This is a genomic window from Streptomyces alboflavus (assembly GCF_000716675.1).
Classification (GTDB): domain Bacteria; phylum Actinomycetota; class Actinomycetes; order Streptomycetales; family Streptomycetaceae; genus Streptomyces; species Streptomyces alboflavus.
Map to the genome: position 1 here is coordinate 78,842 of NZ_JNXT01000013.1, position 24,875 is coordinate 103,716.

The 24,875-nt window shown below is 72.4% G+C and carries 18 protein-coding genes; 9 read left to right on the forward strand and 9 right to left on the reverse strand.

Annotated features, from left to right (window positions below):
• Window positions 1-94: 94 nt before the first annotated feature.
• The 5 genes from OO63_RS12170 to OO63_RS12190 all read right to left on the reverse strand — a co-directional run bounded on the left by OO63_RS12170 (window position 95) and on the right by OO63_RS12190 (window position 9,560).
• Window positions 95-3,829 carry an ABC transporter ATP-binding protein gene (locus OO63_RS12170; RefSeq protein WP_030359976.1) on the reverse strand — a complete coding sequence of 1,245 codons (3,735 nt, stop codon included), beginning with the start codon at window positions 3,827-3,829 and terminating at the stop codon, window positions 95-97.
• Window positions 3,830-4,046: 217 nt separating this feature from the next.
• The gene (locus tag OO63_RS12175; protein ID WP_030359977.1) at window positions 4,047-4,976 is read right to left on the reverse strand and encodes a serine hydrolase; all 930 of its coding nucleotides are present in this window, start codon (window positions 4,974-4,976) and stop codon (window positions 4,047-4,049) included.
• Window positions 4,977-5,114: 138 nt separating this feature from the next.
• Complete coding sequence (locus OO63_RS12180) at window positions 5,115-6,800, reverse strand: thiamine pyrophosphate-binding protein (RefSeq protein ID WP_030359978.1); 1,686 nt, start codon at window positions 6,798-6,800, stop codon at window positions 5,115-5,117.
• Window positions 6,797-7,819 (reverse strand): agmatinase, encoded by a 1,023-nt coding sequence (gene speB / locus OO63_RS12185; RefSeq protein WP_051810784.1) that lies wholly within the window; start codon window positions 7,817-7,819, stop codon window positions 6,797-6,799. Before speB ends, OO63_RS12180 begins: the two co-directional genes overlap by 4 nt.
• Before the next feature lie 268 nt (window positions 7,820-8,087).
• Window positions 8,088-9,560, reverse strand: coding sequence for a sodium:solute symporter family protein (locus OO63_RS12190; protein WP_030359980.1), 1,473 nt, complete (start codon window positions 9,558-9,560; stop codon window positions 8,088-8,090).
• Between the two features lie 191 nt (window positions 9,561-9,751).
• Between OO63_RS12190 and OO63_RS12195 the strand changes: the two genes are divergently transcribed.
• A complete protein-coding gene (locus OO63_RS12195) occupies window positions 9,752-11,530 on the forward strand; it encodes a PucR family transcriptional regulator ligand-binding domain-containing protein (protein WP_234311264.1) in 1,779 nt (592 codons plus the stop codon).
• A 147-nt stretch (window positions 11,531-11,677) separates the two neighbouring features.
• Complete coding sequence (locus tag OO63_RS12200) at window positions 11,678-12,460, forward strand: phosphatase (RefSeq protein WP_030359982.1); 783 nt, start codon at window positions 11,678-11,680, stop codon at window positions 12,458-12,460.
• On the opposite strand, the gene OO63_RS12205 is transcribed toward OO63_RS12200, so the two are convergent.
• A complete protein-coding gene (locus OO63_RS12205) occupies window positions 12,454-13,398 on the reverse strand; it encodes a cation diffusion facilitator family transporter (RefSeq protein ID WP_030359983.1) in 945 nt (314 codons plus the stop codon). The two genes, OO63_RS12200 and OO63_RS12205, sit on opposite strands and share 7 nt — an antisense overlap.
• A gap of 142 nt (window positions 13,399-13,540) precedes the next feature.
• Here OO63_RS12205 and OO63_RS12210 point away from each other — a divergent pair, with 142 nt between their 5' ends.
• Window positions 13,541-14,254 (forward strand): DJ-1/PfpI family protein, encoded by a 714-nt coding sequence (locus OO63_RS12210; protein ID WP_033264058.1) that lies wholly within the window; start codon window positions 13,541-13,543, stop codon window positions 14,252-14,254.
• Window positions 14,255-14,329: 75 nt separating this feature from the next.
• Window positions 14,330-14,773 carry a MarR family winged helix-turn-helix transcriptional regulator gene (locus OO63_RS42175; protein ID WP_051810785.1) on the forward strand — a complete coding sequence of 148 codons (444 nt, stop codon included), beginning with the start codon at window positions 14,330-14,332 and terminating at the stop codon, window positions 14,771-14,773.
• A 29-nt stretch (window positions 14,774-14,802) separates the two neighbouring features.
• Here OO63_RS42175 and OO63_RS12220 read toward each other — a convergent pair whose 3' ends face one another.
• The 3 genes from OO63_RS12220 to OO63_RS12230 form a co-directional block, all read right to left on the reverse strand.
• Complete coding sequence (locus OO63_RS12220; RefSeq protein ID WP_030359986.1) at window positions 14,803-15,678, reverse strand: acyl-CoA thioesterase; 876 nt, start codon at window positions 15,676-15,678, stop codon at window positions 14,803-14,805.
• Between the two features lie 7 nt (window positions 15,679-15,685).
• The gene (locus OO63_RS12225) at window positions 15,686-16,843 is read right to left on the reverse strand and encodes an acyl-CoA dehydrogenase family protein (protein ID WP_030359987.1); all 1,158 of its coding nucleotides are present in this window, start codon (window positions 16,841-16,843) and stop codon (window positions 15,686-15,688) included.
• A 209-nt stretch (window positions 16,844-17,052) separates the two neighbouring features.
• Window positions 17,053-17,649 (reverse strand): SACE_7040 family transcriptional regulator, encoded by a 597-nt coding sequence (locus OO63_RS12230; protein WP_030359988.1) that lies wholly within the window; start codon window positions 17,647-17,649, stop codon window positions 17,053-17,055.
• A gap of 83 nt (window positions 17,650-17,732) precedes the next feature.
• Between OO63_RS12230 and OO63_RS12235 the strand changes: the two genes are divergently transcribed.
• The 5 genes from OO63_RS12235 to OO63_RS12255 all read left to right on the forward strand — a co-directional run bounded on the left by OO63_RS12235 (window position 17,733) and on the right by OO63_RS12255 (window position 24,694).
• The gene (locus tag OO63_RS12235) at window positions 17,733-19,349 is read left to right on the forward strand and encodes a carboxyl transferase domain-containing protein (RefSeq protein WP_030359989.1); all 1,617 of its coding nucleotides are present in this window, start codon (window positions 17,733-17,735) and stop codon (window positions 19,347-19,349) included.
• 19 nt (window positions 19,350-19,368) lie between these two features.
• Complete coding sequence (locus tag OO63_RS12240) at window positions 19,369-21,399, forward strand: acetyl/propionyl/methylcrotonyl-CoA carboxylase subunit alpha (RefSeq protein WP_030359990.1); 2,031 nt, start codon at window positions 19,369-19,371, stop codon at window positions 21,397-21,399.
• The gene (locus tag OO63_RS12245) at window positions 21,396-22,373 is read left to right on the forward strand and encodes a hydroxymethylglutaryl-CoA lyase (protein ID WP_030359991.1); all 978 of its coding nucleotides are present in this window, start codon (window positions 21,396-21,398) and stop codon (window positions 22,371-22,373) included. Before OO63_RS12240 ends, OO63_RS12245 begins: the two co-directional genes overlap by 4 nt.
• Window positions 22,374-22,378: 5 nt before the next feature.
• Entirely contained in the window at window positions 22,379-23,539 is a 1,161-nt protein-coding gene (locus OO63_RS12250; protein WP_030359992.1) for an acyl-CoA dehydrogenase family protein, read from the forward strand.
• A 108-nt stretch (window positions 23,540-23,647) separates the two neighbouring features.
• A complete protein-coding gene (locus tag OO63_RS12255) occupies window positions 23,648-24,694 on the forward strand; it encodes an ABC transporter substrate-binding protein (RefSeq protein ID WP_030359993.1) in 1,047 nt (348 codons plus the stop codon).
• Window positions 24,695-24,875: the final 181 nt, after the last annotated feature.

Consider the following 24,875-nt stretch of genomic DNA (forward strand, 5'->3'; position numbering starts at 1 on the left):
AGCGTACTGACGTACGGACGCCGAACCCGCACCGGATGGTTGCGGAACCCGACCTATCACTTTTGTCGCCCGCGAACCGCGGGGAACCGGCTGGTCAGGCTCCCACCGGCTCCCCGACGAACGTCCGCCACAGCTCCGCGTACCGCCCGCCCCGCGCGAGCAGCTCGTCGTGGGTGCCGTCCTCGGCGACCCGGCCGTGGTCCATCACGATCACGCGGTCCGCGCGGGCGGCGGTGGTCAGGCGGTGGGCGACGACGAGGGTGGTGCGCTTGCCCGCTATGCGGTCGGTGGCCTGGTTGACCTGGGCCTCCGTGGCGAGGTCGAGGGCGGCGGTGGCCTCGTCGAGGAGCAGGATGTCGGGGTCGACGAGCTCGGCGCGGGCCAGCGCGATCAGCTGGCGCTGTCCTGCCGACAGGTTGCGGCCGCGCTCGGAGACCTCGTGCAGATAGCCGCCGTCGAGCGTGGCGATCATGTCGTGCGCGCCGACGGCCCGCGCCGCCGCCTCGACCTGCGCGTCGGTGGCCTCGGGACGGCCGTAGGCGATGGCGTCGCGGATCGTGCCCGCGAACAGATAGGCCTCCTGCGGGACGACGCCGAGCCGGTGGCGGTACGAGGTGAGGTCCAGGGAGCGCAGGTCGGTGCCGTCGACCGTGACCCGGCCCGACGTCGGGTCGTAGAACCGGGCGACCAGCTTGACCAGCGTGGACTTGCCCGCGCCGGTCTCGCCGACGAAGGCCACGGTCTGCCCGGCCGGAATGCGGAGCCGGACCCCGCTGAGCGCGGCCTCCGGCTCGTCGGCCGAGCCGTAGCCGAAGTCGACGTCCTCGAAGACGATCTCGCCGCGCAGGGAGAGCACGTCGAGGGGTTCGTCGGCGGACTCGGTGGACGTGGGCTCCTGGAGCAGCTCCTGGATGCGGCCGAGGGAGACCGTCGCCTGCTGGTAGCCGTCGAAGACCTGGGACAGCTGCTGCACGGGCGCGAAGAACAGGTCGATGTAGAGGAGGTAGGCGACCAGGGCACCGGTGGTGAGCGTGCCCGCGTCGACCCGGTGCGCGCCCACGATCAGGACCGCCACGACGGCCACGGAAGACAGGAACTGCACGAACGGGAAGTACACCGAGATCAGCCACTGGCCCCGGATGCGGGCCGCGCGGTAGTCGGCGCTGCGCGCGGCGAACGACTCGCTGCCGGTGCCCTCGCGCCGGAAGGCCTGCACGATCCGCAGCCCCGACACCATCTCCTGGAGGTCGGCGTTGACCACCGAGACCCGCTCGCGCGCCAGCTCGTACGCCTTGACGCTGGAGCGTCGGAAGAAGACCGTGCCGACGGCCAGGAGCGGCAGCGTCGCGAAGACGACGAGGGCGAGCTGGACGTCGATGACGAGGAGGGCGACCAGGATGCCGAAGAAGGTGACGACGGAGACGAACGCGGTGACCAGGCCGGTCTGCAGGAACGTGGACAGCGCGTCCACGTCCGTGGTCATCCGGGTCATGATGCGCCCGGTCAGCTCCCGCTCGTAGTAGTCGAGGCCGAGCCGCTGGAGCTGCGCGAAGATCTTCAGGCGCAGTGCGTACAGGACCCGCTCGCCGGTGCGGCCCGTCATCCGGATCTCGCCGGTCTGCGCCGCCCACTGCACGACGACGGCGACGAGCGCGAGCGCGGACGCGGTCCACACGGCGCCGAGGGCGAGCTGGGTGACGCCCTCGTCGATGCCGTGCCGGATCAGGACGGGCAGGAGCAGGCCCACCCCGGCGTCCACGGCGACGAGCAGCAGGCTCAGGGCGAGCGGCGCGCCGAAGCCGCGCAGGAGCCTGCGCAGTCCGTACGACTCCTCGGCGGCGACGGCCCGCGCCTCGTCGACACCGGGGGTGTCGTCGGCGGGCGGCAGGGCGTCGACCTGGGCGAGGAGTTCGGGGGTCGCGGGCGTCCCGGCGAGCGCGCCCGCGTCGGTGTCGCGGGGCTCGCGGTCGCCGGCCCACAGGCGCGGGGTGATGCCGCGCTCGGCGTCGAACTCGGCGTCCAGTTCCTCGCGCACGGAGGTGTCCTCGACGGCCTCGGCGGGCGCGGCCGGGGCGATGTGTCCGGGCGAGACGCCGCCCAGCTCGTCGGGGTCGGTGAGCAGGCGCCGGTACAGCGGGGAGCGGCGCTCAAGCTCCTCGTGGGTGCCGATGTCGGCGAGGCGTCCCGCGTCGAGGACGGCGATGCGGTCGGCGAGGTTCAGGGTGGAGCGGCGGTGCGCGATGAGGAGGGTCGTGCGGTCCCGCATGACCTCCTTCAGGGCCTCGTGGATCTCGTGCTCGACGCGGGCGTCCACCGCCGAGGTGGCGTCGTCGAGGACGAGCAGGCGGGGGTCGGTGAGGATGGCGCGGGCCAGGGCGACGCGCTGGCGCTGGCCGCCGGAGAGGGTCAGGCCGTGCTCGCCGACCTTCGTGGCGTAGCCCTCGGGCAGCTCGGCGATGAAGCGGTCGGCCTGGGCGGCGCGGGCGGCGCGCTCGACCTCCTCGTCGGTGGCGCCGGGGTGGCCGTAGGCGATGTTGGCGCGGACGGTGTCGGAGAAGAGGAAGGAGTCCTCGGGGACCAGGCCGATGGCGGCGCGCAGCGAGTCGTGCGTCAGCTCGCGCACGTCGTGGCCGCCGATGAGGACGGCGCCGCGCGAGACGTCGTAGAAGCGGGGAAGCAGCAGGGACACGGTCGACTTGCCGCTGCCGGAGGAGCCGACGACGGCGAGGGTCTCGCCGGGGCGGATCTCGAAGCTGAGGCCGTCGAGGACCGGGCGGTCGTCCTCGTACGCGAACGACACGTCGTCGAACTCGACGGTCGCCGGGGCGTCCGCGGGCAGGTCCTTCGTGCCGTCCTTCATGGTCGGCTCGGTGTCGATCAGCTCAAGGACGCGCTCGACGCCCGCGCGGGCCTGCTGGGCGACGGTCAGGACCATGGCGAGCATGCGCACGGGGCCGACGAGCTGGGCGAGGTAGGTGGAGAACGCCACGAACGTGCCGAGCGTGATCTCGCCCTTGACGGCGAGCCAGCCGCCGAGCGCCAGCATCGCGACCTGGCCGAGCATGGGCACGGACTGCAGGGCCGGGGTGTAGCGGGAGTTCAGGCGGATGGTGCGCAGGCGGCCCGCGAACAGGCGGCGGCCGACCTCCCTGAGCTTCCCCGTCTCCTGCTCCTCCTGCCCGAAGCCCTTCACCACGCGTACGCCGCCGACCGCACCGTCGACGACGCCCGCGACGGCCGCGGCCTGCGCCTGCGCGTACCAGGTGGCGGGGTGCAGCTTGGCGCGGCTGCGGCGGGCGATCCAGAGCAAGGCGGGGGCGACGGCGAGGGCGACCAGGGTCAGCGGCAGGGACAGCCACGCCATGATCACCAGCGACATCACGAACAGCAGGACGTTGCCGATGGTCATCGGCAGCATGAAGAGCAGGCCCTGGATGAGCTGGAGGTCGCTGGTCGCCCGGCCGACGACCTGCCCCGTGGACAGCTCGTCCTGGCGCCGTCCGTCGAGGCGCGTGACCGTGTCGTACATCTCGGTGCGCAGGTCGTGCTGGACGTCGAGGGCGAGGCGGCCGCCGTAGTAGCGGCGGATGTACGTGAAGACGTAGACCAGGACCGCGGCGCCTATGAGGGCGGCGGCCCAGGGGCCCATGGACCGGCTGTGGTCGCCGATCACGTCGTCGATGACGATCTTCGTGAACAGGGGTACGAGGGCCATGACGGCCATGCCGCCCAGCGAGGAGCCGAGCGCGAGCACGACGTCCAGGGGGTGCCGCCAGGCATAGCCCCACAGTCGTTTCGCCCAGCCCCGTTGCTCCGGCTGCTCCGCCACTGTCCACCTCCCGTCGACCTGACCTGCCGAGAGCGCCAACGCGGGCGTCTGCCGTTTTCATCCCGCCGCAACAAAACAGCTGGGGGCTGCGCCCCCGTTCCCCCTGCTTTTTCGGCGCTCCGCGCCTCGTCCTCAAACTCCCCCAAGCTCTCAAGGAGCAGGGGGTACCCCCACGACGGGCTGAGATTGCCCGCCCGGCGCCAAAGGGGGCCCGGCGTCAGGACTGCGGGACCGGGACCGCCGCTTCCTTCGGGGTCTCGGTCGGGGCGAAGCGCGTGGGCGCCTGGCCGATGGGCGTCAGGTCCTTGTGGATGGCCTTGGAGACCCGCTGGATGGTGTCCACGCCGTAGTTCATGTTGCTGTTGCCGTGCGTGAGGACGGAGATCGTGTAGTCGTGGCCGCGGCCCTTGAAGGCGCCGATGGAGTGCACGCGCCAGCCGTGCGTGGCCCGCGGCAGCCACCCGTTCTTGACGGCGATGGAGGTGCCGGACGGCGCCCCCGCCGGAGTGCCCCAGCGCTGGTCGCGGACGACCTTGCCCATCAGCTTCGAGATGTACGCGCGGGCGTTGTCGCTGAGCACGGCGTTCTTGCCGGTGATCAGGGCGAGCAGCTTCTGCTCGTCGGTGACGTTGACGCGGGTGAGACCCCAGTACCCACCCGAACCCGGCACCGTCTTGGTCATCTTGGCCGCGGCCAGGAACTTCTTGATCTTGCTGACGCCGAGCTGGCGCCACAGCGCGCTGGTGGCGTCGTTGTCCGATCTCGTGATCATGGCGGTGGCGAGGTTGGACTCGCGCGTCGTCAGGTACCGGTTCGTCTTCTTCGCGTCCCACAGGAGGGTCGCGAGGACGGTGACCTTGACGACGCTGGCCGAGTCGAACGCGGTGGAGCCGCGCAGGGTGCAGGTGGTCTTGGTGGACTTGTCGTGGAAGCCCACGGCGATGGTGCCCTTGCGGTTCTTCAGGGCGGCCGTGATGTCCTTCGTCAGCTTCTTGGCCAGCGCGGGCTGGGCCGACGAGGTGCACTTGACCTGGGCCGCCGCGGCGGCGGCCGGGGTGGCGGCGGCCACCCCGGCGACGGGCACGAGGACGGCGGCGGCCGCCCCCGCGCTCAGGATGCGGGCACGCCGCGATATGCGGTGAGTCATGGAGGTTCCCCCCGTAGTCGGACACACGTGCGCCCCCGGCGCACGCGTTCACTTGACTCACCGCACCCGGTGAAAGGTTGCACCGAGAACGAAAAAATTCGGCCGCGGTGCGTCGGCTTCAGCCCAGGCGCGTCGGCCTCAGCCCAGATGCGTCGGCGCGAACATCCGCAGCACCGCCGGCAGCACGACCACGCTCGGCCCCGGCTCGGCCAGCGCCTTCGCCAGGTCGTCCCGCAGCCGCTCCGGCGAGGTCCGCACGCCCGGCACCCCGAAGGACTCGGCGAGCGTCACGAAGTCGGGCCGGGCCAGCTCCGTGCCGGTCGCCTCGCCGAAGGCGTCGGCCATGTACTCGCGCAGGATGCCGTAGCCCCCGTCGTCGACGATCAGCCAGGTCACGTCGAGGCCGTACTGCCTGGCCGTGGCCAGCTCGGCGATCGAGTACATCGCGCCGCCGTCGCCGGAGACCGCGAGGACGGGCCGCGTCGGGTCGGCCGCGGCGGCGCCGAGCGCGGCGGGGAAGCCGTAGCCGAGGCCGCCCGCGCCCTGTGCGGAGTGCATGGTGCCCGGCCGCCGCGCGTCGAAGGCGGACCAGGCCCAGTAGGCCAGGATCGTCATGTCCCAGAAGGACGGCGACGCGTCCGGCAGGGCGGCCCGCACGGCGGCGAGGACGTCCTGCTCCAGGGTCAGCTCCTGGCCGTCGATCCGCTCGCGCACGGCGGCGAGTACCTGGCGCACCCGCTCGGGCGCGGCCGGGTCGGGCCGCTCCCCGACGGTCTCAAGGAGCGCCGAAAGGGCGATGCGGGCGTCCGCGTGGATGCCGAGCGCCGGGTGGTTGGACTCCAGCTTGCCGAGGTCGGCCTCGATCTGGACGACCCGGCCGCGCGGCTTGAACGTGTGGTAGTTGGAGGAGAGTTCACCGAGCCCGGAGCCGACGACGAGCAGGACGTCGGCGTCCTCCAGGAAGTCGGTGGTGTGCCGGTCCTCCAGCCACGACTGGAGCGAGAGCGGGTGCTCCCAGGGGAAGGCGCCCTTGCCGCCGAAGGTGGTGACGACGGGCGCGTTCAGGCGCTCGGCGAGCGCGCGCAGCTTGCCGGAGGCGTCGGCGCGCACGACACCGCCGCCCGCGATGATCGCGGGCCGCTCGGCGCGGCTGAGCAGGTCGGCGGCCACGGCGGTGAGCTCGGGCCGGGGCACGAGCTCGTGCGGGGTCGCGTCGACGGCCGTGACGACAGGCAGCGCGGTCTCGGCGAGCAGCACGTCCTGGGGGATCTCCACCCACACGGGACCGTGCGGGGCGGTGAGGGCCGACTCCCAGGCCGCGGCGATGGCGGACGGGATCTGCGACTGCGTCCGCACGGTGTGCACGGACTTCACCACGTCACGGAACGAGGCCTGCTGGTCCCGCAGTTCGTGCAGATAGCCGTGGCGGCCGCCGCCGAGCCCGGCGACCGGGACCTGGCTGCCGATGGCGAGCACCGGCGACGACCCGGCGGCGGCCTCCTGGAGCGCGGCGAGCGAGGTGAGCGCGCCGGGCCCGGTCGACAGGAGCAGCGGCGCGACCTCACCGGTGATCCGGCCGTACGCGTCGGCGGCGAAGCCGGTGTTGTTCTCCACCCGCAGCCCCACGTAGCGCAGGGACGAGCGGCGCAGCGCGTCGAACATGCCGAGCGCGTGCTGGCCCGGCAGGCCGAAGACGGTGGTGGCGCCGAGGCCCTGAAGGGTCTCGACGACGAGGTCACCGCCGTTGCGGCCGGGGGGAGGACTGAGCGCGGCTCGGGTCTGCGCCTCGGTGGGGCGCAGGACCAGGTCGTGGTCGTGGGTCACCGGGCGGCCTCCGCGGTGCCCTGGGCGGCGAGCTCCTGGATCATGGCGGCGTCGCGGGCACCGGCGATCTGCCGGGACATGATCGTCGTCAGCTCGTACGCGGTGTGGGAGGCGGCCACGGCCGTGATCTCGGCGTGGTCGTAGGCGGGGGCGACCTCCACGACGTCGGCGGAGACGAGGTTGCAGGAGGACAGGCCCCGCAGGATCTCCAGCAGCTCCCGCGACGTCATGCCACCCGCCTCCGGCGTGCCCGTGCCCGGGGCGTGCGCCGGGTCCAGGCAGTCGATGTCGATGGAGATGTACAGCGGCCGGTCGCCGATGCGCTGGCGCAGCTGGTCGGCCACCTCGTCGGCGCCGCGGCGGTAGATGTCCGACGACGTGACGATGCCGAAGCCCATCTTCTCGTCGTCGGTGAGGTCCTTGCGGCCGTACAGCGGGCCGCGGGTACCGACGTGGCTGAGCGCCGAGGTGTCGAGGATGCCCTCCTCCACCGCCCGCCGGAACGGGGTGCCGTGCGTGTACTCCGCGCCGAAGTACGTGTCCCACGTGTCCAGGTGCGCGTCGAAGTGGAGCAGCGCGACCGGGCCGTGCTTCTTCGCCATCGACCGCAGCAGCGGCAGGGCGATCGTGTGGTCGCCGCCGAGCGTCATCATGCGCGCGCCGGTCGCGAGGAGGTCGTCGGCCGCCGCCTCGATCGTCTCCACGGCCTCGTTGATGTTGAACGGGTTCGCCGCGATGTCGCCGGCGTCGGCGACCTGGGCCAGGGCGAAGGGGGACGCGTCCTGGGCCGGGTTGTACGGCCGCAGGAGGCGGGACGCCTCCCGGATCGCGTTTCCGCCGAAGCGGGCGCCCGGGCGGTACGACACGCCCGTGTCGAAGGGGACGCCGACGACGGCGATGTCCGTCGTGCCGACCTCGTCGAGGCGGGGCAGCCTGGCGAACGTCGCGGGGCCCGCGTAGCGCGGGACGCGCGAGGAGTCGACAGGTCCGCGGGGTTCGTTCGTCACGCTGCTGCTCATGGTCGGGTTCCTCCTGGTTTAGCTGGTTGTACGTGGTCTAGTGTCGCGCGGTCGGTGCCTCGCGGGGGCGCCCCAGTCCCGCCCCTTCTCCGATCCTGGGGCTCCGCCCCAGACCCCGCTCCTCAAACGCCGGAGGGGCTACATATGTCGCCGCTGCGGCAAGGTTTTAGCCCGTCCGGCGATTGAGGACGAGGCGCGAAGCGCCGATCAGCGGGGGTCCAGGGGGCGGCAGCCCCCGGCTTCCGGGTAGGGGTGGTTTGGGGACTTCTCATGCCGTCACCGAAGCCTCCGGCGCCGCCGGGTCCGGCGTCCGGCCGGCCAGGCGTTCCCGCCAGGCGGCCAGCACGGCGGCGTCCGTAGGCGGCGTGGCCAGCGACACGGCCACGTACACGACGAGCGACGTCAACAACCCGTAGTAGATGGGCTCGTTGGCGAGGATGCCGTACCACCACATGAGCCCGACCACGGAGATCCCGCCCGCGACGACCGCGGAGAGCGCCCCGGCGGCGGTCCCCCGCCGCCACAGCAACCCGCCCAGGATGGGCACGAGCAGCCCGCCCACCAGCAGGTTGTACGCGACGGTCAACGCCTGGACGACGTCGTTGAGGGCGATGGCGACGCAGATGACGGCGACGCCCATGACGAGGATGAAGAGCCGGTTGCCCTTCACCTCGTCGTGCGGCTCACCGGAGGCGTCACCGTCCGCGCGCACGACGCCCCGCACCCGCGCCCAGATGTCGTTGTTGGCGACGGTCGCGCAGGCGATGAGCGCCCCGGACGAGGTGGACATGACGGCGGCGAGGGCGGCGGCGAGCACCAACCCCCGCACACCCATGGGCAGTTCGTCCTTGACGATGGTGGCGAAGGCGGCGTCCGCGCTGGGCAGCTTGGGGTACATGACCTTCGCGGCGGTCCCGATGACGGCCCCGGCGAGGGCGTAGACGAGGCAGTACGTCCCGGCGACGGTCCCCCCGTACCGCGCGACCTTGTCGCTGCGCGCGGTGAAGACGCGCTGCCAGATGTCCTGCCCGATGAGCATGCCGAAGGTGTAGATCAGGACGTACGTGAAGATCGTCTCGGCGCCGATGCCGAGCGGCGCGAAGTACGCGTCGGGCAGCTTGTCGCGCATCTCCCCGAAGCCACCCGCCTTGACGACGGCGATGGGCAGCAGGAGCAGCAGCACGCCCACCGTCTTGACGACGAACTGCACCATGTCGGTCAGCGTGATGGACCACATGCCGCCGAGGGTGGAGTACGCGACGACGATGGAGCCGCCGATGACGATGGCGAGCGTGCGGTTCATGTCGAAGAGGACGTCGAAGATGGTGGCGTACGCGATGGTCGAGGTGACCGCGAGCATCAGCGTGTACGCCCACATGACGACGCCGGAGAGGATGCCCGCGCGGCCGCCGTAGCGCAGGTCGAGCATCTCGGAGACCGTGTAGACCCGCAGCCGGGCGATGCGGGCCGAGAAGAAGATCGACAGCGCGAGCAGGCCGAGGCCGATGGTGAACACCATCCACGCGCCGGACAGGCCGTGGGTGTAGCCGAGGCCGACGCCGCCGATGGTGGAGGCGCCACCGAGGACGATCGCGGCCATCGTGCCGGAGTACATCCACGGCCCGAGGCGCCGCCCGGCGACAAGGAACTCAGCTTTGGACTTGGCGCGGCGCATGCCCCACCAGCCCATGGCCAGCATCCCGGCGAGGTAGACGACGATCACTGTGTAGTCGACGGCCATGGGGGCCTCCTTGCGCGCTCGGGTCGGTGGCGTGTCGTGCGGGTGGAGTGCTGCGGTTTCGCTGCGGTGACCGGCCGCGGGGACATCCGCCCGTACCCGAGGCCCCGGTCGGCACGACCCTAGGTGGCCGGAAAGCGACGCTGAAGTGTACGTTTCCTACACTCTCCGAGCCGCTTATGGAGGAACCATCCATGGCCGACGCCCCGGACACCCTCGCGGCCGCACCACCCACCCCGCCCGTCCCCCTCACCGCCCTGCTCGCCCACGAGGAGCTGGGCCTGCGCCAGATCGCGGGCCCGGACGCGGCGCGCACCGGCGCCGTCGTGCACTGGGTGCACACCTCGGAGATGGCCGACCCCTACCCCTACCTGCTGGGCGGCGAGCTGCTGCTCACGGCCGGGGTGCACGTCCCCGCGGCGGACGCGGACAGAGTGGCCGACCGTCTCGACGCGTACGCGGCGCGCATCGTCGCGGCGGGCGGCGCCGCGCTCGGCTTCGGGGTGGCCCCGGTGCACGACACGGTGCCGGAGGCCCTGGTCGACGCCTGCGAACGCCACGGCCTGCCGCTCCTGGAGGTACCCCCGCGCACGACCTTCAGCGGCGTCGCCCGCGCGGTCTGGCAGCTCATGGCCGAGGCCCGGCACGCCGAACTCCGCCGCGTCACCCAGGCCCAGCAGGGCCTCGCGGCAGCCGCCTCCCGCCCGGACCCGGTCCCGGCCCTGCTCCGCCAGCTGGCGGCCCGCCTCAGTGGGTACGCGGCGCTGTACGGGGCCGACGGCACGCCCGCACAGAGCGCGGGCACACCGCCGGAGCCGGGGGCGGGGGCGGCGCTGGGGCGGCTGGTGGGGGTGGTGAATCCGGGCGGGGGTACGCCTTCGGACGAGGGCCGGGGCACGGGTGCGGGCGGGAGCGCGGCGCGGGGGCAGGCGGAACGGGCCCCGCGTCCGGCGCCCGCCTCCGCCACCGACACCGTCGCCGGGACCCACCTCGCCGCGTACGCGCTCGCCGGGGCGCACGGTCTCGCCCTCGGGGTGGCCACGCGGCAACGGGAGCCGGGCGACCACACGCTGGCCGGGGTCGCCGCCGTGCTCCTGTCGCTGCTGACCGCACCGCACCAAGGCGCGGCCGAGTCGGCCCGGTCGGCGGCGCTGGTCCGGCTCCTTCTCGGCGCGGCCCCCGAGGACGTGGCGCCGCTGCTCGGCCCCGGACGGTGGACCGTCGTCCACGCCCGCGTACGCGGCGGCGACCACGAGCGGACACCGGCGACCCCGGCGTCCCTGGCGGCGGCCCTCGGCAGCGTCCTGGCGGACGACGGCAGGGGGGTCGACGGCGGAGGGGCGGCCGACCCCCGCGGGGTGGCTCGCGACGAGTCGACGGACGGCGGCGGCCGGGAGGCCGGGAGCAGCAAGGAAACCGGGAGCGGCCGGGAAGCCGGGAGCAGCAAGGAAGCCGGGAGCAGCCGGGAAGCCGGGAGCGGCAAGGAAGCCGAGAGCCGCACCCCCGGCGCAGGCACCCCCCGCCCCGTACGCCTGCTCCTGCCCGCCGACCGGGAACCCGCCCCGCAGGCCGGCTGGACGCTCGGAGTCTCCGCGCCCGCCGGGGCCGAGGCCCTGCCCGCCGCCGACGCGCAGGCCGCGCGGGCCCTGCGCCGGGCGGAGGCGACCCGGGTGCCGTTCGTGCGGCACCGCGAGACGGGTCTGGCCGGGCTTGTCGCGCCCGCCGAGGCCGACGCGCACGCGCGGACCCTGCTCGCCCCGCTCGGCGACGGCGGCCCCCTGCCCGAGACCCTGCGCACCTGGCTGTCCCTGCACGGCAGTTGGGACCGCACCGCCGCGGCCCTGTCCGTGCACCGCAACACCGTCCGCCAGCGCGTCACCCGCTGCGCGACGCTGCTCGACGTGGACCTGGACGACCCAGACGTCCGGATGGAGCTGTGGTTCGCGCTGGGGCGTACGGGTGGAGCGGGCTGAACGGGGTCCTGCCGCGCGGTCCTGCGACGGCACCCCCGCGGAACAGTCCCCTCCGCCTCACCCCGCCCCCAGAACGTGAGTCGCCGCACAGGTCCGGCCTGCGGGACGGCCCGCGCCGGGGTCGTTGACGACGGCACAATGGGTCGCATGCCGATACCCAGCCGCGCCGCGCTCGTCGACCATCTCGTCCGCACCCGCATCGCGGGCGATGTCGCGACGCCCCGCGACAACAACCTCTCCCACTACCGCAAACTCGCGAACGGCGACCGCCACTACTGGCTGGGCCTGGAGCTGGGCGACCGCTGGACCGACGAGCAGGACGTGCTCGCGGTGATGGCCGAGCGCTGCGGCGTGAACGACGACCCCGAGTACCGCCAGGGTCAGGACACCATCGACCCGGAGCTGACCGTCGACGCCCTGGAGCGGATGGCGGGACGGCTGCGCAAGGCCGCGTCCGCCAAGGAGCGCGTGCTGTTCGCGACCGGCCACCCCGGGGGCCTCCTCGACGTGCACCGCGCGACGGCCGCCGCGCTGCGCGCCGCGGGCTGCGAGATCGTCGTCATCCCCGAAGGCCTCACCGCCGACGAGGGCTTCGTCTTCCAGTTCGCGGACGTGGCCGTCCTGGAACGCGGCGCGACGCTGTGGCACACCCACTCGCCGGAGCCGATGAACGCGATCCTGGACGGGCTCCTTCGCGAGGAGCGCCCGCTGCCGGACCTCGTGGTCGCCGACCACGGCTGGGCGGGCCGCGCGGGCCAGCGCGGGATCGACTCCGTCGGGTACGCGGACTGCAACGACCCGGCCCTGTTCATCGGCGAGGCAGAGGGCACCGTCCAGGTCACGGTGCCCCTTGACGACCACGTGACGAGCCCGCGGTTCTACGACCCGCTGACGGCGTACCTGCTGGACGCGGCCGGGCTCGATCAGTAGGGCGTCGGGTCCAGATACACCCGGCGCACTCCGGGGAACCGCTCCCGCACCCGCCGTTCCGCCCGCTCGCACGCCTCCTCGACCTCCGCCGCCGTCGAGGCGTCCCGGAAGTTGACCTTGGCCGCGACCAGTGCCTCGCGTGGCCCCTGCACCAGGGTCGTCAGCTCAAGGACCGCCTCGATGTGGTCGTCGGCCAGCAACTGCTCGCGGATGCGCTGCCGCATGGGCGCGGGCAACGGCCGCCCGATCAACAGCTCCGCGTTGGCGTGCCCGAGCACCCACGCCACGTACACGAGCAGCACGCCGATGCACAGGGACGCGACGCCGTCCCAGACGCCGGAGCCGGTGAGCTGACCGCCGAGGAGTCCGCCCGCGGCGAGCAGGAGGCCCACGAGGGCGGCCGAGTCCTCCATGACCACGGCCTTCACGGCGGTGTCGGGCGTGTGCCGCAGATAGTGCTTGACGTGCACCCCGAACCGGTCGGCCTCGCCGCGCGCCTGCTTGAGGCCGGTGCGCAGGGAGTAGCCCTCCAGGAGGAAGGCGACGCCGAGGACGAGGTACGAGACGAGCGGGTCGCCCGGTTCCTCGCCGTGTGTGAGGGTGTGGACGCCGTCGTACACGGCGAAGACGCCGCCGCCGACGAACGTGGCGACGGAGGCGAGCAGCGCCCAGATGTAGCGGGCACCGCCGTAGCCGAGCGGATGGTCCTCGTCGGCGGGCCGCCGCGCGCTCTTCAGCGAGACGAGCAGCATCAGCTCCGTGACGGTGTCGGCCACGGAGTGCGCCGCCTCCGACAGCATCGCGCTCGACCCGCTGACGACCCCCGCGACGGCTTTGGCGACGGCGATGCCGAGGTTGGCGAGGGCGGCGACCAGCACGGTAAGGACGCTCTCGCCGTCCGTGCCGCCCTTGGGGGCATTTGACACTGTTTCAGCCATGTTGAGGGAGTATGCCGGACGGACCTTACCCCTTGCTTACAGCCAGACTTTTAGTCTGACTGTAAGTCGCTTCCGTCGAGGCGGCCGTTCCACCAAGGCACCGCCACCAAGGCACCTCCACCGAGGCAGGGAGAAAAGGACCATGTCCGACGAACAGCGTCCGCTGAACATCGCGATCCTGGTGTGCCCCGGCTTCATGCCGGTCGACGTCATCGCCTTCCACTGGGCCCTGAGCGCCCAGCCCCGGACAACCGTCCACCTCGTCGGGAAGACCCTGGACGAGATCGCGGGCCACCCCCACTTCCCCACGCGCGCCACCACCACGTTCGAGGACTGCCCGGCCGACCTGGACGTCCTGTACACGGGCGCGGTGCCCGTAGAGGTCCTGGAGGACGCCGAGACGCTGGCCTTCCTCGCCGACCGGGGCAGCCGTGCCACCTGGGTCGCGGGCGTCTGCGCGGGCAGCCTGCTCCTCGGCGCCGCGGGCCTGCTCCGCGGCTACCGCGCCACGAGCAACTTCCACATGTACGACCTGCTGCCGTACTACGGCGCGACCCTGGTGCCGACGAACCACGTCGTGGAGGACGGCAACCGCCTCACGGCAGGACCCGCGACCGGATCCCACGAGATCGCCCTGCGGGTCGTCCAGGACCTCCGCGGCATCGAGGCCGCGCGCCTGACCGAGCTGACCATGGAGTACGCCCCGACGCCCCCGTTCGGCGTCGGCACACCGGAGCTGGCGGGCCCCGAGCTCACCCGGGCCGCGATCGCCGCGACGGCCGCGGACGTCGGCCCCTTCCTCGACGCCTCGAAGCGGGCGGCCGAGCGGCTCGGCGTCCTGGTGCGACCGGCCTGATCACCCGGGGCCCCGGCCTGGGACACTGACTCCGGCACGTCCCGCACGCACGGACACCGGTAGGGAGAGTCACAGGTGAGCAACGCGCCGGAGAGTGCGCCGTCGACCGTCATGCTGGTGATCGCCACCGGACGGCGGCTCCAGGAGCGGCTGGAGGCGCGGCTCGTGGACATGGGTCTGTCGCTGCGGCTCTTCGGGGCCCTCGGACACATCTCCCGCGACGCCGACCTGTCCTACAGCGACCTGGCGCGGCGCGCGGGCGTCACGAGCCAGAGCATGCGCGCCACCGTCCTCATGCTGGAGGAGCTGGGGGCGGTGGAGCGCAACCTGCGGGGGCAGGGGCACCGCGCGCGCCTCGAACTGACCGAGCGGGGCCGAGCGCTGCTCGACCGGGCCCGGGGCGTCGTGGCCGAGCTGGACGAGGAGTTCCTCGCGGACGCCCCGGCAGGCGGCAAGCAGGCGGTGGACGAGGCGTGCCACCGCGCCCTGGAGACGCCGCTCCCCTTCCGGCCCGCGTAGGGCCAGCGCCCGCTCCGGCCCGCGTAGGGTCAGCGCCCGCGCGGGACCCGGACCACGCCCTCCTGGATGACGGTCACGGCCAGCCGTCCGTCGCGCGTCCAGATGCGCGCCTGCCCGAGGCCCCGGCCGCCCGACGCCGAGGGCGACTCCTGGTCGTAGAGGAGCCACTCGTCGGCCCGGAACGGGCGGTGGAACCACATCGCGTGGTCCAGGGAGGCGCCGACGACGTCCCCGACGGCCCAGCCGCCGCGCCCGTGGGCGAGCAGCACGGAGTCGAGGAGCGTCATGTCGGACACGTAGGTGGCCAGGCACAGGTGGAGCAGCGATCCCGCGTGCTCCCCCTCGAGCTTGCCGTTGGTGCGGAACCAGACCTGGGAGCGCGCCTCCCGGGGCCGCCCCACCGTGCCCCACGGCGGCAGGTCCGCGTACCGCAGGTCGACGGCGGCGCGCGCGTCGAGCAGGCGCTGGGCGACGTCCGGCGGCAGGTGCAGCGGCAGCGCATCGGCGGCGGTGGGCAGCGTCTCGGGGTCGGGCGCGGGCGGCATCCCGTCCTGGTGCTCGAGCCCCTCCTCGTACGCCTGGAAGGACGCGGAGAGGTGGAAGATCGGCTGTCCGTGCTGCACGGCGACGACGCGGCGCGTGGTGAAGGAGCGGCCGTCGCGGATGCGGTCGACGGTGTAGACGATGGGCGCGCCGGGGTCGCCGGGGCGCAGGAAGTAGGCGTGCAGGGAGTGCGCGGGCCTGGCGTCGGGGACGGTGCGCCCGGCGGCGACCAGGGCCTGCGCGGCGACCTGGCCGCCGAAGACCCGCGGTACGAGCGACGTCCGGCTGACGCCGCGGAAGATGTCCTCCTCGACCCGTTCCAGGTCGAGGAGGCCGAGCAGGCTTTCGAGTTCCTCGCTCATCGGCGAGTTACAGACCCATCGACTTCGCGATGATCATCTTCATGACCTCGCTGGTGCCGCCGTAGATGCGGTTGACGCGGTTGTCCGCGTACAGGCGGGCGATCGGGTACTCGTTCATGAAGCCGTAGCCGCCGTGCAGCTGGAGGCAGCGGTCGATGACGCGGTGGGCGACCTCGGTGCAGAACAGCTTCGCGGACGCGGCCTCGGCGGGGGTCAGCTCACCCGCGTCCAGGGCCTCCAGGGCGCGGTCGGCGACGGCCTCGGCGGCGTCCACCTCGGCCTGGCAGGCGGCCAGTTCGAACTTGGTGTTCTGGAAGGACGCGACGGACTTGCCGAAGACGGCGCGCTCCTGGACGTACTCCTTGGCGAACCGCACGGCGGCCTTGGCCTGCGCGTACGCGCCGAACGCGATGCCCCAGCGCTCGGAGGCGAGGTTGTGGCCGAGGTAGCCGAAGCCCTTGTTCTCCTCGCCGAGCAGGTCCTCGACCGGGACCTGCACGTCGACGAAGGCCAGCTCGGCGGTGTCGGAGACCTTCAGGCCGAGCTTGTCGAGCTTGCGGCCGACGGAGTAGCCCGCGGACTTGGTGTCGACGGCGAACAGGGAGATGCCGAAGCGGCGGTCGTCCTCGCGCGGGGCGGAGGTGCGGGCGCAGACGATGACGCGGTCGGCGTGCACGCCGCCGGTGATGAAGGTCTTGGCGCCGTTGAGGACGTAGTGCGTGCCGTCCTCGGAGAGCTTGGCGGTGGTCTTCATGCCCGCGACGTCGGAGCCGGTGCCGGGCTCGGTCATAGCGAGCGCCCACATCTCCTCGCCGGAGACGAACTTGGGCAGGAAGCGCTTCTTCTGCTCGTCGGTGGCGAGCATCTCGATGTACGGCAGGCCGAGCAGCACGTGTACGCCGGAGCCGCCGAAGGAGACGCCCGCGCGGGCCGTCTCCTCGTACATGACCGCCTCGAACTTGTGCGAGTCGATACCGGCGCCGCCGAACTCCTCGGGGACGCGGATGCCGAAGACGCCGAGGTCGGCGAGCTTGTAGTAGAAGTCCCTCGGCGCCTGGCCCGCCGCGAACCACTCGTCGTACACGGGCACGACCTCGGCCTCGATGAAGGCCCGGACGGTCTCCCGGAATGCCTCGTGGTCCTCGGTGAAAACGGTTCGGCGCACGATTGAGCTCCCTGGGTCACGGATCCGGCCAAGTGCTTCTTGGCTAAGCGCTTGCTCAGGGGGAGGTTACCCGTGGGTTCGCGTGACCGTCCAGGGCGAGAATCGTGACCGCCGGTTCTGGGGCGCCGCCGGTCGTGGCCTTCGGCCTACTCGTCCTCAAACGCCGGACAGGCTTGAATTGCCCGCCCGGTTCGATGTCACCCCGCCGGTCAGTTCTCGCTTGCCGCCGATGCCAGTGCCCCGTGCGCCAACCTGCTCAGGAGGCCCGCCATCCCCTCCCGGCCCGGCAGCGACCCCGGCCGCCCCAGGTGCGGCGTCGAGTTCAGGAGGCCGAAGACCGCGTGCACGGATGCCCGCGCCTCCGCCTCCGCCAGGCCCGCGTACACGTCCCGCACCGCGGTCACCCACAGTTCCACGTACCGCCGCTGGAGCGAGCGCACCAGCTTGCGGTCGCTGTCCCGCAGGCGGTCCAGCTCGCGGTCGTGGAGAGTGATCAGCGAGCGGTCGTCGAGGGCGAAGTCGATGTGGCCCTCGATGAGCGAGTCGAGCACGGCCACGGGCGACCCCGCGGCCTCCGCGGCCCGGCGCTCGCCGCCGCGCAGCAGCTGCTCGCTGATCCCCACGAGCAGCTCGGCGAGCATCGCGTCCTTGCCCGCGAAGTGGCGGTACAGGCCGGGCCCGCTGATCCCGACCGCGGCCCCTATCTCGTCCACGCCGACGCCGTGGAAGCCGCGCTCGGCGAAGAGCCGGGCGGCTTCCTTGAGGATCTGCTCGCGGCGGGTGGGGGCGTCGGTCCTGGTGGCCATGGAAGCAATTCTAGACAGGGCGGTTAGCGGTCGTTAACCTTGGCGGCATACGTTAACGCTCACTAACAGTGGGAGCACAGCGGATGCAACAGGCACCAGTCCTCGCGAGCGCGGCGGACCCCGCCTCGGAAGCCTGGCGGTCGAACGAGACGGCGCACCGCGCCCTGGCCGAGGAGCTGCGCGGCAAACTCGCGGCGGCCCGGCTCGGCGGCGGCGAGCGCGCCCGGCAGCGGCACGTGGCGCGCGGCAAGCTGCTGCCGCGTGACCGCGTGGACGCCCTCCTCGACCCCGGCTCGCCCTTCCTCGAACTGGCACCGCTCGCGGCCGACGGCATGTACGAGGGCGCGGCCCCGGCGGCCGGCGTCATCGCGGGCGTCGGCCGGGTCAGCGGGCGCGACTGCGTCATCGTCGCCAACGACGCGACCGTCAAGGGCGGGACGTACTACCCGATGACGGTCAAGAAGCACCTGCGGGCGCAGGAGGTGGCGCTGGAGAATCGTCTCCCCTGCCTCTACCTGGTCGACTCGGGCGGCGCCTTCCTGCCGATGCAGGACGAGGTCTTCCCCGACCGCGAGCACTTCGGGCGGATCTTCTACAACCAGGCCCGGATGTCCGGCGCGGGCATCCCGCAGATCGCGGCGGTCCTCGGCTCCTGCACGGCGGGCGGGGCGTACGTCCCCGCGATGAGCGACGAGGCCGTGATCGTCCGCAACCAGGGCACGATCTTCCTCGGCGGCCCGCCCCTGGTGAAGGCCGCGACCGGCGAGGTCGTCACGGCCGAGGAGCTGGGCGGCGGCGAGGTGCACTCCCGGGTGTCGGGCGTCACCGACCACCTCGCGGAGGACGACCCGCACGCCCTGCGCATCGTCCGCACGATCGTCTCCACGCTCCCCGCGCGCGGCACCATCCCCTGGGAGGTCCGCCCGGTCGAGGAGCCGAAGGTCGACCCGCTCGGTCTGTACGGCGCGGTGCCGACGGACTCCCGCACGCCCTACGACGTCCGCGAGGTCATCGCCCGCGTCGTCGACGGCTCGCGCTTCGCCGAGTTCAAGTCCGAGTACGGCCAGACCCTGGTGACGGGCTTCGCGCACATCCACGGCCACCCCGTCGGGATCGTCGCGAACAACGGCATCCTGTTCTCCGAGTCCGCCCAGAAGGGCGCCCACTTCATCGAGCTGTGCGACCAGCGCGGCATCCCGCTGGTCTTCCTGCAGAACATCTCCGGCTTCATGGTCGGCCGCGACTACGAGGCCGGGGGCATCGCCAAGCACGGCGCGAAGATGGTCACGGCCGTGGCCTGCACCCGGGTCCCGAAGCTGACGGTGGTGGTTGGCGGGAGCTACGGAGCGGGCAACTACTCCATGTGCGGCCGGGCCTATTCGCCGCGCTTCCTGTGGATGTGGCCCAACGCCAAGATCTCCGTGATGGGCGGCGAGCAGGCGGCGTCCGTCCTCGCCACCGTCAAGCGCGACCAACTCGAAGCGCGCGGCGAGGAGTGGTCGGCCGAGGACGAGGACGCCTTCAAGGCCCCGGTCCGCGCGCAGTACGAGGAGCAGGGCAACGCCTATTACGCCACGGCACGGCTGTGGGACGACGGTGTCATCGACCCGTTGGAGACCCGCCAGGTGCTCGGCCTGGCTCTGACCGCGTGTGCCGGGGCGCCCTTGGGCGAACGCGGCTTCGGCGTCTTCCGGATGTGAGGGACCAGACCCCATGAGCATGTTCGACACAGTCCTTGTGGCCAACCGGGGCGAGATCGCCGTCCGTGTCATCCGTACGCTGCGGACGCTCGGCGTCCGTTCGGTGGCCGTCTTCTCCGACGCCGACGCCGACGCCCGGCACGTCCGCGAGGCCGACACGGCGGTGCGGCTCGGGCCCGCCCCGGCCGCCGAGAGCTATCTGTCGGCCGAGCGGCTCCTCGCTGCCGCCGCCGCGTCCGGCGCCCAGGCCGTCCACCCCGGCTACGGCTTCCTCGCCGAGAACGCCGCCTTCGCGGCGGCCTGCGCGGACGCCGGGCTCTCCTTCATCGGACCGCCCGCCGCCGCCATCGACCTGATGGGCGACAAGATCCGCGCCAAGGAGACCGTACGGAAGGCCGGGGTCCCCGTCGTCCCCGGCTCCACCGGCAGCGGCCTCACCGACGCCCAACTCGTCGACGCCGCCCGCCAGATCGGCACCCCCGTGCTCCTGAAGCCGTCCGCGGGCGGCGGCGGCAAGGGCATGCGCCTGGTCCGGGACGCCGCCCTGCTCGGCGACGAGATCGCCGCCGCCCGGCGCGAGGCCCGCGCCTCCTTCGGCGACGACACCCTCCTCGTCGAGCGGTGGGTGGACCGGCCCCGGCACATCGAGATCCAGGTCCTCGCCGACGCGCACGGCAACGTCGTGCATCTCGGCGAGCGCGAGTGCTCCCTCCAGCGGCGCCACCAGAAGATCATCGAGGAGGCCCCCTCGGTCCTCCTCGACGAGGCGACGCGCGCCGCGATGGGGGCCGCCGCTGTGGAGGCCGCGCGGTCCTGCGGGTACGTCGGCGCGGGCACCGTCGAGTTCATCGTGCCCGGCGACGACCCCGCCTCGTACTACTTCATGGAGATGAACACTCGCCTCCAGGTCGAGCACCCGGTGACGGAGCTGATCACCGGCCTGGACCTGGTCGAGTGGCAGCTGCGGGTGGCGTCCGGCGAGCCGCTGCCCTTCGCGCAGGAGGATGTGCGCCTCACCGGGCACGCCGTGGAGGCTCGCGTCTGCGCCGAGGACCCCTCGCGGGGATTCCTGCCGTCCGGCGGCACGGTCCTCGCCCTGCACGAGCCGTCCGGCGACGGGGTGCGCACCGACTCCGGGCTCAGCGAGGGCACGGAGGTCGGGAGCCTGTACGACCCGATGCTGTCGAAGGTCATCGCGTACGGGCCCGACCGGGCGACGGCGCTGCGCAAGCTGCGCGGCGCGCTCGCGGAGACGGTCACCCTGGGGGTGCCGACCAACGCGGGGTTCCTGCGGCGCTTGCTGGCCCACCCGGCGGTGGTGGCCGGGGAGTTGGACACCGGGCTTGTGGAGCGGGAGGCCGAGGGTCTGGTCGACGCCGATGTTCCGGTGGAGGTGTACGGGGCGGCGGCGTTGGTGCGAGTACGCCCGGCGGGCGAGGCGGACGGGGCCTGGTTGGACCCGTTCTCCGTGCCCAACGGCTGGCGGCTCGGCGGCGAAGCCGCGTGGACCGTGCACCACTTGCGCGTACCGGGGCACGAACCGGTCGTCGTGCGCACCCGGCCCGGTGCCGAAGGCACCGAGATCCGGCTCCCCTCCGGGGAGACGGCCTGGGGGCCCGGGGGCCTGCCCCCGGTTTCGGGAAGGGGCGGGATTGGGGAGCCCCCGGCAGGGCCGACCACCGTCACCCTCCACCACCAAGGCCGCACCCACACCTTCCACACCGCCGACACCTGGCTCGGCCAGCACGGCCACGCCTGGCACGTCCAGGACTACGACCCCGTAGAGGCCGCCCTCAGCGGCGCCGCCCACGCGGGCGTGGACGCGCTGACGGCCCCGATGCCCGGCACCGTGACGGTCGTGAAGGTGGCCCCCGGCGACGAGGTGACCGCAGGCCAGAGCCTCCTGGTCGTGGAGGCGATGAAGATGGAGCACGTCATCTCCGCGCCGCACGCCGGCACCGTCACCGAGCTGGACGTCACCCCGGGCACCACGGTCGCCATGGACCAGGTCCTGGCCGTGGTGACCCCCGCGGAGGAGGACGCGTCATGACCGCACAAGCCCCCGGCGCCCTGCCGATGGTCGTCCCCACCGAGGACCTGCCGCCCCGCGTCCGCATCCACGAGGTGGGCGCGCGGGACGGCCTGCAGAACGAGAAGGCGACGGTCCCCACGGAGGTGAAGGCGGAGTTCGTCCACCGCCTGGCCGACGCGGGCCTGACCACGATCGAGGCGACCAGCTTCGTCCACCCCAAGTGGGTGCCCCAACTGGCCGACGCGGAGGCGCTGTTCCCGCTGCTCGACGACCTCGCGCGGACCAAGGGCACGCACCTGCCGGTCCTGGTCCCGAACGCCCGCGGCCTCGACCGCGCCCTCGCCCTCGGCGCCCGCCGCGTGGCGGTGTTCGCGAGCGCCACCGAGTCCTTCGCCAAGGCCAACCTGAACCGCACGGTGGACGAGGCGCTCGCCATGTTCGAGCCGGTGGTGGCGCGCGCGAAGGAGGCGGAGAGCGCGCACGACCAGGTGCACGTGCGCGGCTATCTGTCGATGTGTTTCGGCGACCCCTGGGAGGGCGCCGTCCCGATCGCTCAGGTCGTCCGCGTCTGCAAGGCGCTGCTCGACATGGGCTGCGACGAGTTGAGCCTCGGCGACACCATCGGCGTGGCCACCCCCGGCCACGTACAGGAACTGCTCGCCGCCCTCAACGAACAGGGCGTGCCCACGGACCGCGTCGGCGTGCACTTCCACGACACCTACGGCCAGGCGCTCGCCAACACCCTGGCGGCCCTGCAGCACGGAGTGACCACCGTGGACGCGTCCGCGGGCGGCCTCGGCGGCTGCCCGTTCGCCAAGAGCGCCACCGGAAACCTCGCCACCGAAGACCTCGTGTGGATGCTTCACGGCCTCGGCATCGAGACCGGGGTCGACCTCGGCCGTCTCACCGCCACCAGCGTGTGGATGGCCGACCAGCTGGGCCGACCGAGCCCGTCCCGCACCGTGCGTGCCCTCTCCCACCAGGAGCAGTGAGAACGATGGACCACCACCTCTCCCCCGAACACGAGGAACTGCGGCGCACCGTCGAGGCGTTCGCCCACGACGTGATCGCCCCGAAGATCGGCGACCTCTACGAGCGGCACGAGTTCCCGTACGAGATCGTGCGCGAGATGGGCCGCATGGGCCTCTTCGGGCTGCCCTTCCCCGAGGAGTACGGCGGCATGGGCGGCGACTACCTGGCGCTCGGCATCGCCCTGGAGGAGCTGGCGCGCGTCGACTCGTCCGTGGCCATCACGCTGGAGGCGGGCGTCTCGCTGGGCGCGATGCCGCTGCACCTGTTCGGCACCGAGGAGCAGAAGCGGGAGTGGCTGCCGCGGCTGTGCTCCGGCGAGATCCTGGGCGCCTTCGGCCTGACCGAGCCCGACGGCGGCTCCGACGCGGGCGGCACGCGCACGACGGCACGCCTGGACGAGGCGACCGACGAGTGGGTCATCAACGGCACGAAGTGCTTCATCACCAACTCCGGGACCGACATCACGGGCCTGGTGACGGTGACGGCCGTGACGGGGCGCACGGACGCGGGCAAGCCGCTGATCTCCTCGATCATCGTGCCGTCCGGCACGCCGGGCTTCACGGTCGCGGCGCCGTACTCGAAGGTCGGCTGGAACGCCTCGGACACCCGGGAGCTGTCGTTCGCCGACGTGCGGGTGCCGCGGGCGAACCTCCTCGGTGAGATCGGGCGCGGGTACGCGCAGTTCCTGCGGATCCTGGACGAGGGCCGGATCGCGATCGCGGCGCTCGGCACGGGGCTTGCGCAGGGCTGTGTCGACGAGTCGGTGAAGTACGCCAAGGAGCGGCACGCGTTCGGGCGGCCGATCGGCAGCAACCAGGCGATCCAGTTCAAGATCGCCGACATGGAGATGAAGGCGCACACGGCGCGGCTCGCCTGGCGTGACGCGGCCTCGCGGCTGGTCTCCGGCGAACCGTTCAAGAAGGAGGCGGCGCTGGCGAAGCTGTACTCCTCGACGGTCGCCGTCGACAACGCGCGCGAGGCCACGCAGATCCACGGCGGGTACGGCTTCATGAACGAGTACCCGGTGGCGCGGATGTGGCGGGACTCCAAGATCCTGGAGATCGGCGAGGGCACGAGCGAGGTGCAGCGCATGCTGATCGCCCGGGAGCTGGGTCTGACCAGCTGAGGGCCCGGGAGGCCACCGGCTGAGGCGGGGGACCACTGGACCGGAAGGAAGGTTAGGTTAACCTAAGCACCACTTCCGGCCAGTGCCCCGTACGAAAGCAGAGACCTCATGTCGCACAGCCTCCGCACGCCCTCGCGCCGCGGCATCCTCGCCGCGGGCGGCGCCCTCGGGCTCACCGCCGTCCTCGCCGCCTGCGGGGACGAGAAGAAGGACAAGAGCGGTGGCTCGGGCGGCGGCACGAAGGACGGCGGCCCCTGGTCCTTCAAGGACGACCGCGGCAAGACGGCCAAGGCCGACGCGACGCCCGCGAACATCGTGGCGTTCACCGGTGTCGCGGCCGCGCTGTACGACTACGGCGTCGAGGTCAAGGGTGTTTTCGGCCCGACCAAGACCAAGGACGGCAAGCCGGACGTCCAGGCCGGTGACATGGACATCAGCAAGGTGACCATCCTCGGCAACGCCTGGGACCAGTTCAACATCGAGAAGTACGTGGGCCTCCAGCCGGACGTGCTCATCTCCACGATGTTCGACGACAAGGGCACCCTCTGGTACGTCCCCGAGCAGTCCAAGGACAAGATCCTGAAGCTCGCCCCGAGCGTCGGCGTCTCCGTCTACGACCGCCAGATGACCAAGCCCCTGGAGCGCATCCTCGCCCTCGCCGAGTCGCTCGGCGCCGACGTGAAGTCCGACAAGGTCGTCACGGCGAAGAAGCGCTTCGAGGCCGCGGCGGAGCGGCTGCGCAAGGCCGCGAAGTCCCGCCCGGAGATCAAGGTCCTGGTCGGCTCGGCGAGCGCCGACATCTTCTACGTCTCCGGCTCCGACCTCTCCGCCGACCTGGAGTACTTCAAGGCGCTCGGCGTGAACATCGTCGAGCCGCCGGAGAAGGCCAAGAAGGAGAGCGGGGGCTGGTTCCAGAACCTGTCCTGGGAGAACGTCGACACCTACAAGGCCGACGTCATCATGATGGACAACCGCACGTCGGCTCTGCAGCCGGCGGACCTGGCGAAGCAGAAGCCCACCTGGGGCAAGCTGCCTGCCGTCAAGGCCGGGCAGGTCATCCCGCGTGTGACCGAGCCGATCTTCTCGTACGCCAAGTGTGCGCCGATCCTGGAGGATCTGGCCAAGGCCATCGAGAAGGCGAAGAAGGTTTCCTGACCGTCGGGTCGGTGTACGTCGGCCTTGGCTCACCGCTGAGTCGCGGCCTGCGGCCTTGCTCGTCCTCAAACGCCGGACGGGCTTGATATATCCCCCCGCGCACCGCCCGGCTGCTCTCCGCAGCCGGGCGGTGCTGCGTTTGTGACCTGCGGGTTTGTGGATGGCTCGTGAATTTCCGGGT

Coding starts and splice junctions, on each gene's coding strand:
- OO63_RS12175 (WP_030359977.1), bottom strand. CDS start 4,976: ATGACTCACCGCATATCGCGGCGTGCCCGCATCCTGAGCGCGGGGGCG.
- speB (WP_051810784.1), bottom strand. CDS start 7,819: ATGAGCAGCAGCGTGACGAACGAACCCCGCGGACCTGTCGACTCCTCG.
- OO63_RS12190 (WP_030359980.1), bottom strand. CDS start 9,560: ATGGCCGTCGACTACACAGTGATCGTCGTCTACCTCGCCGGGATGCTG.
- OO63_RS12195 (WP_234311264.1), top strand. CDS start 9,752: ATGGCCGACGCCCCGGACACCCTCGCGGCCGCACCACCCACCCCGCCC.
- OO63_RS12200 (WP_030359982.1), top strand. CDS start 11,678: ATGCCGATACCCAGCCGCGCCGCGCTCGTCGACCATCTCGTCCGCACC.
- OO63_RS12205 (WP_030359983.1), bottom strand. CDS start 13,398: ATGGCTGAAACAGTGTCAAATGCCCCCAAGGGCGGCACGGACGGCGAG.
- OO63_RS12210 (WP_033264058.1), top strand. CDS start 13,541: ATGTCCGACGAACAGCGTCCGCTGAACATCGCGATCCTGGTGTGCCCC.
- OO63_RS12220 (WP_030359986.1), bottom strand. CDS start 15,678: ATGAGCGAGGAACTCGAAAGCCTGCTCGGCCTCCTCGACCTGGAACGG.
- OO63_RS12230 (WP_030359988.1), bottom strand. CDS start 17,649: ATGGCCACCAGGACCGACGCCCCCACCCGCCGCGAGCAGATCCTCAAG.
- OO63_RS12235 (WP_030359989.1), top strand. CDS start 17,733: ATGCAACAGGCACCAGTCCTCGCGAGCGCGGCGGACCCCGCCTCGGAA.
- OO63_RS12240 (WP_030359990.1), top strand. CDS start 19,369: ATGTTCGACACAGTCCTTGTGGCCAACCGGGGCGAGATCGCCGTCCGT.
- OO63_RS12245 (WP_030359991.1), top strand. CDS start 21,396: ATGACCGCACAAGCCCCCGGCGCCCTGCCGATGGTCGTCCCCACCGAG.
- OO63_RS12250 (WP_030359992.1), top strand. CDS start 22,379: ATGGACCACCACCTCTCCCCCGAACACGAGGAACTGCGGCGCACCGTC.
- OO63_RS12255 (WP_030359993.1), top strand. CDS start 23,648: ATGTCGCACAGCCTCCGCACGCCCTCGCGCCGCGGCATCCTCGCCGCG.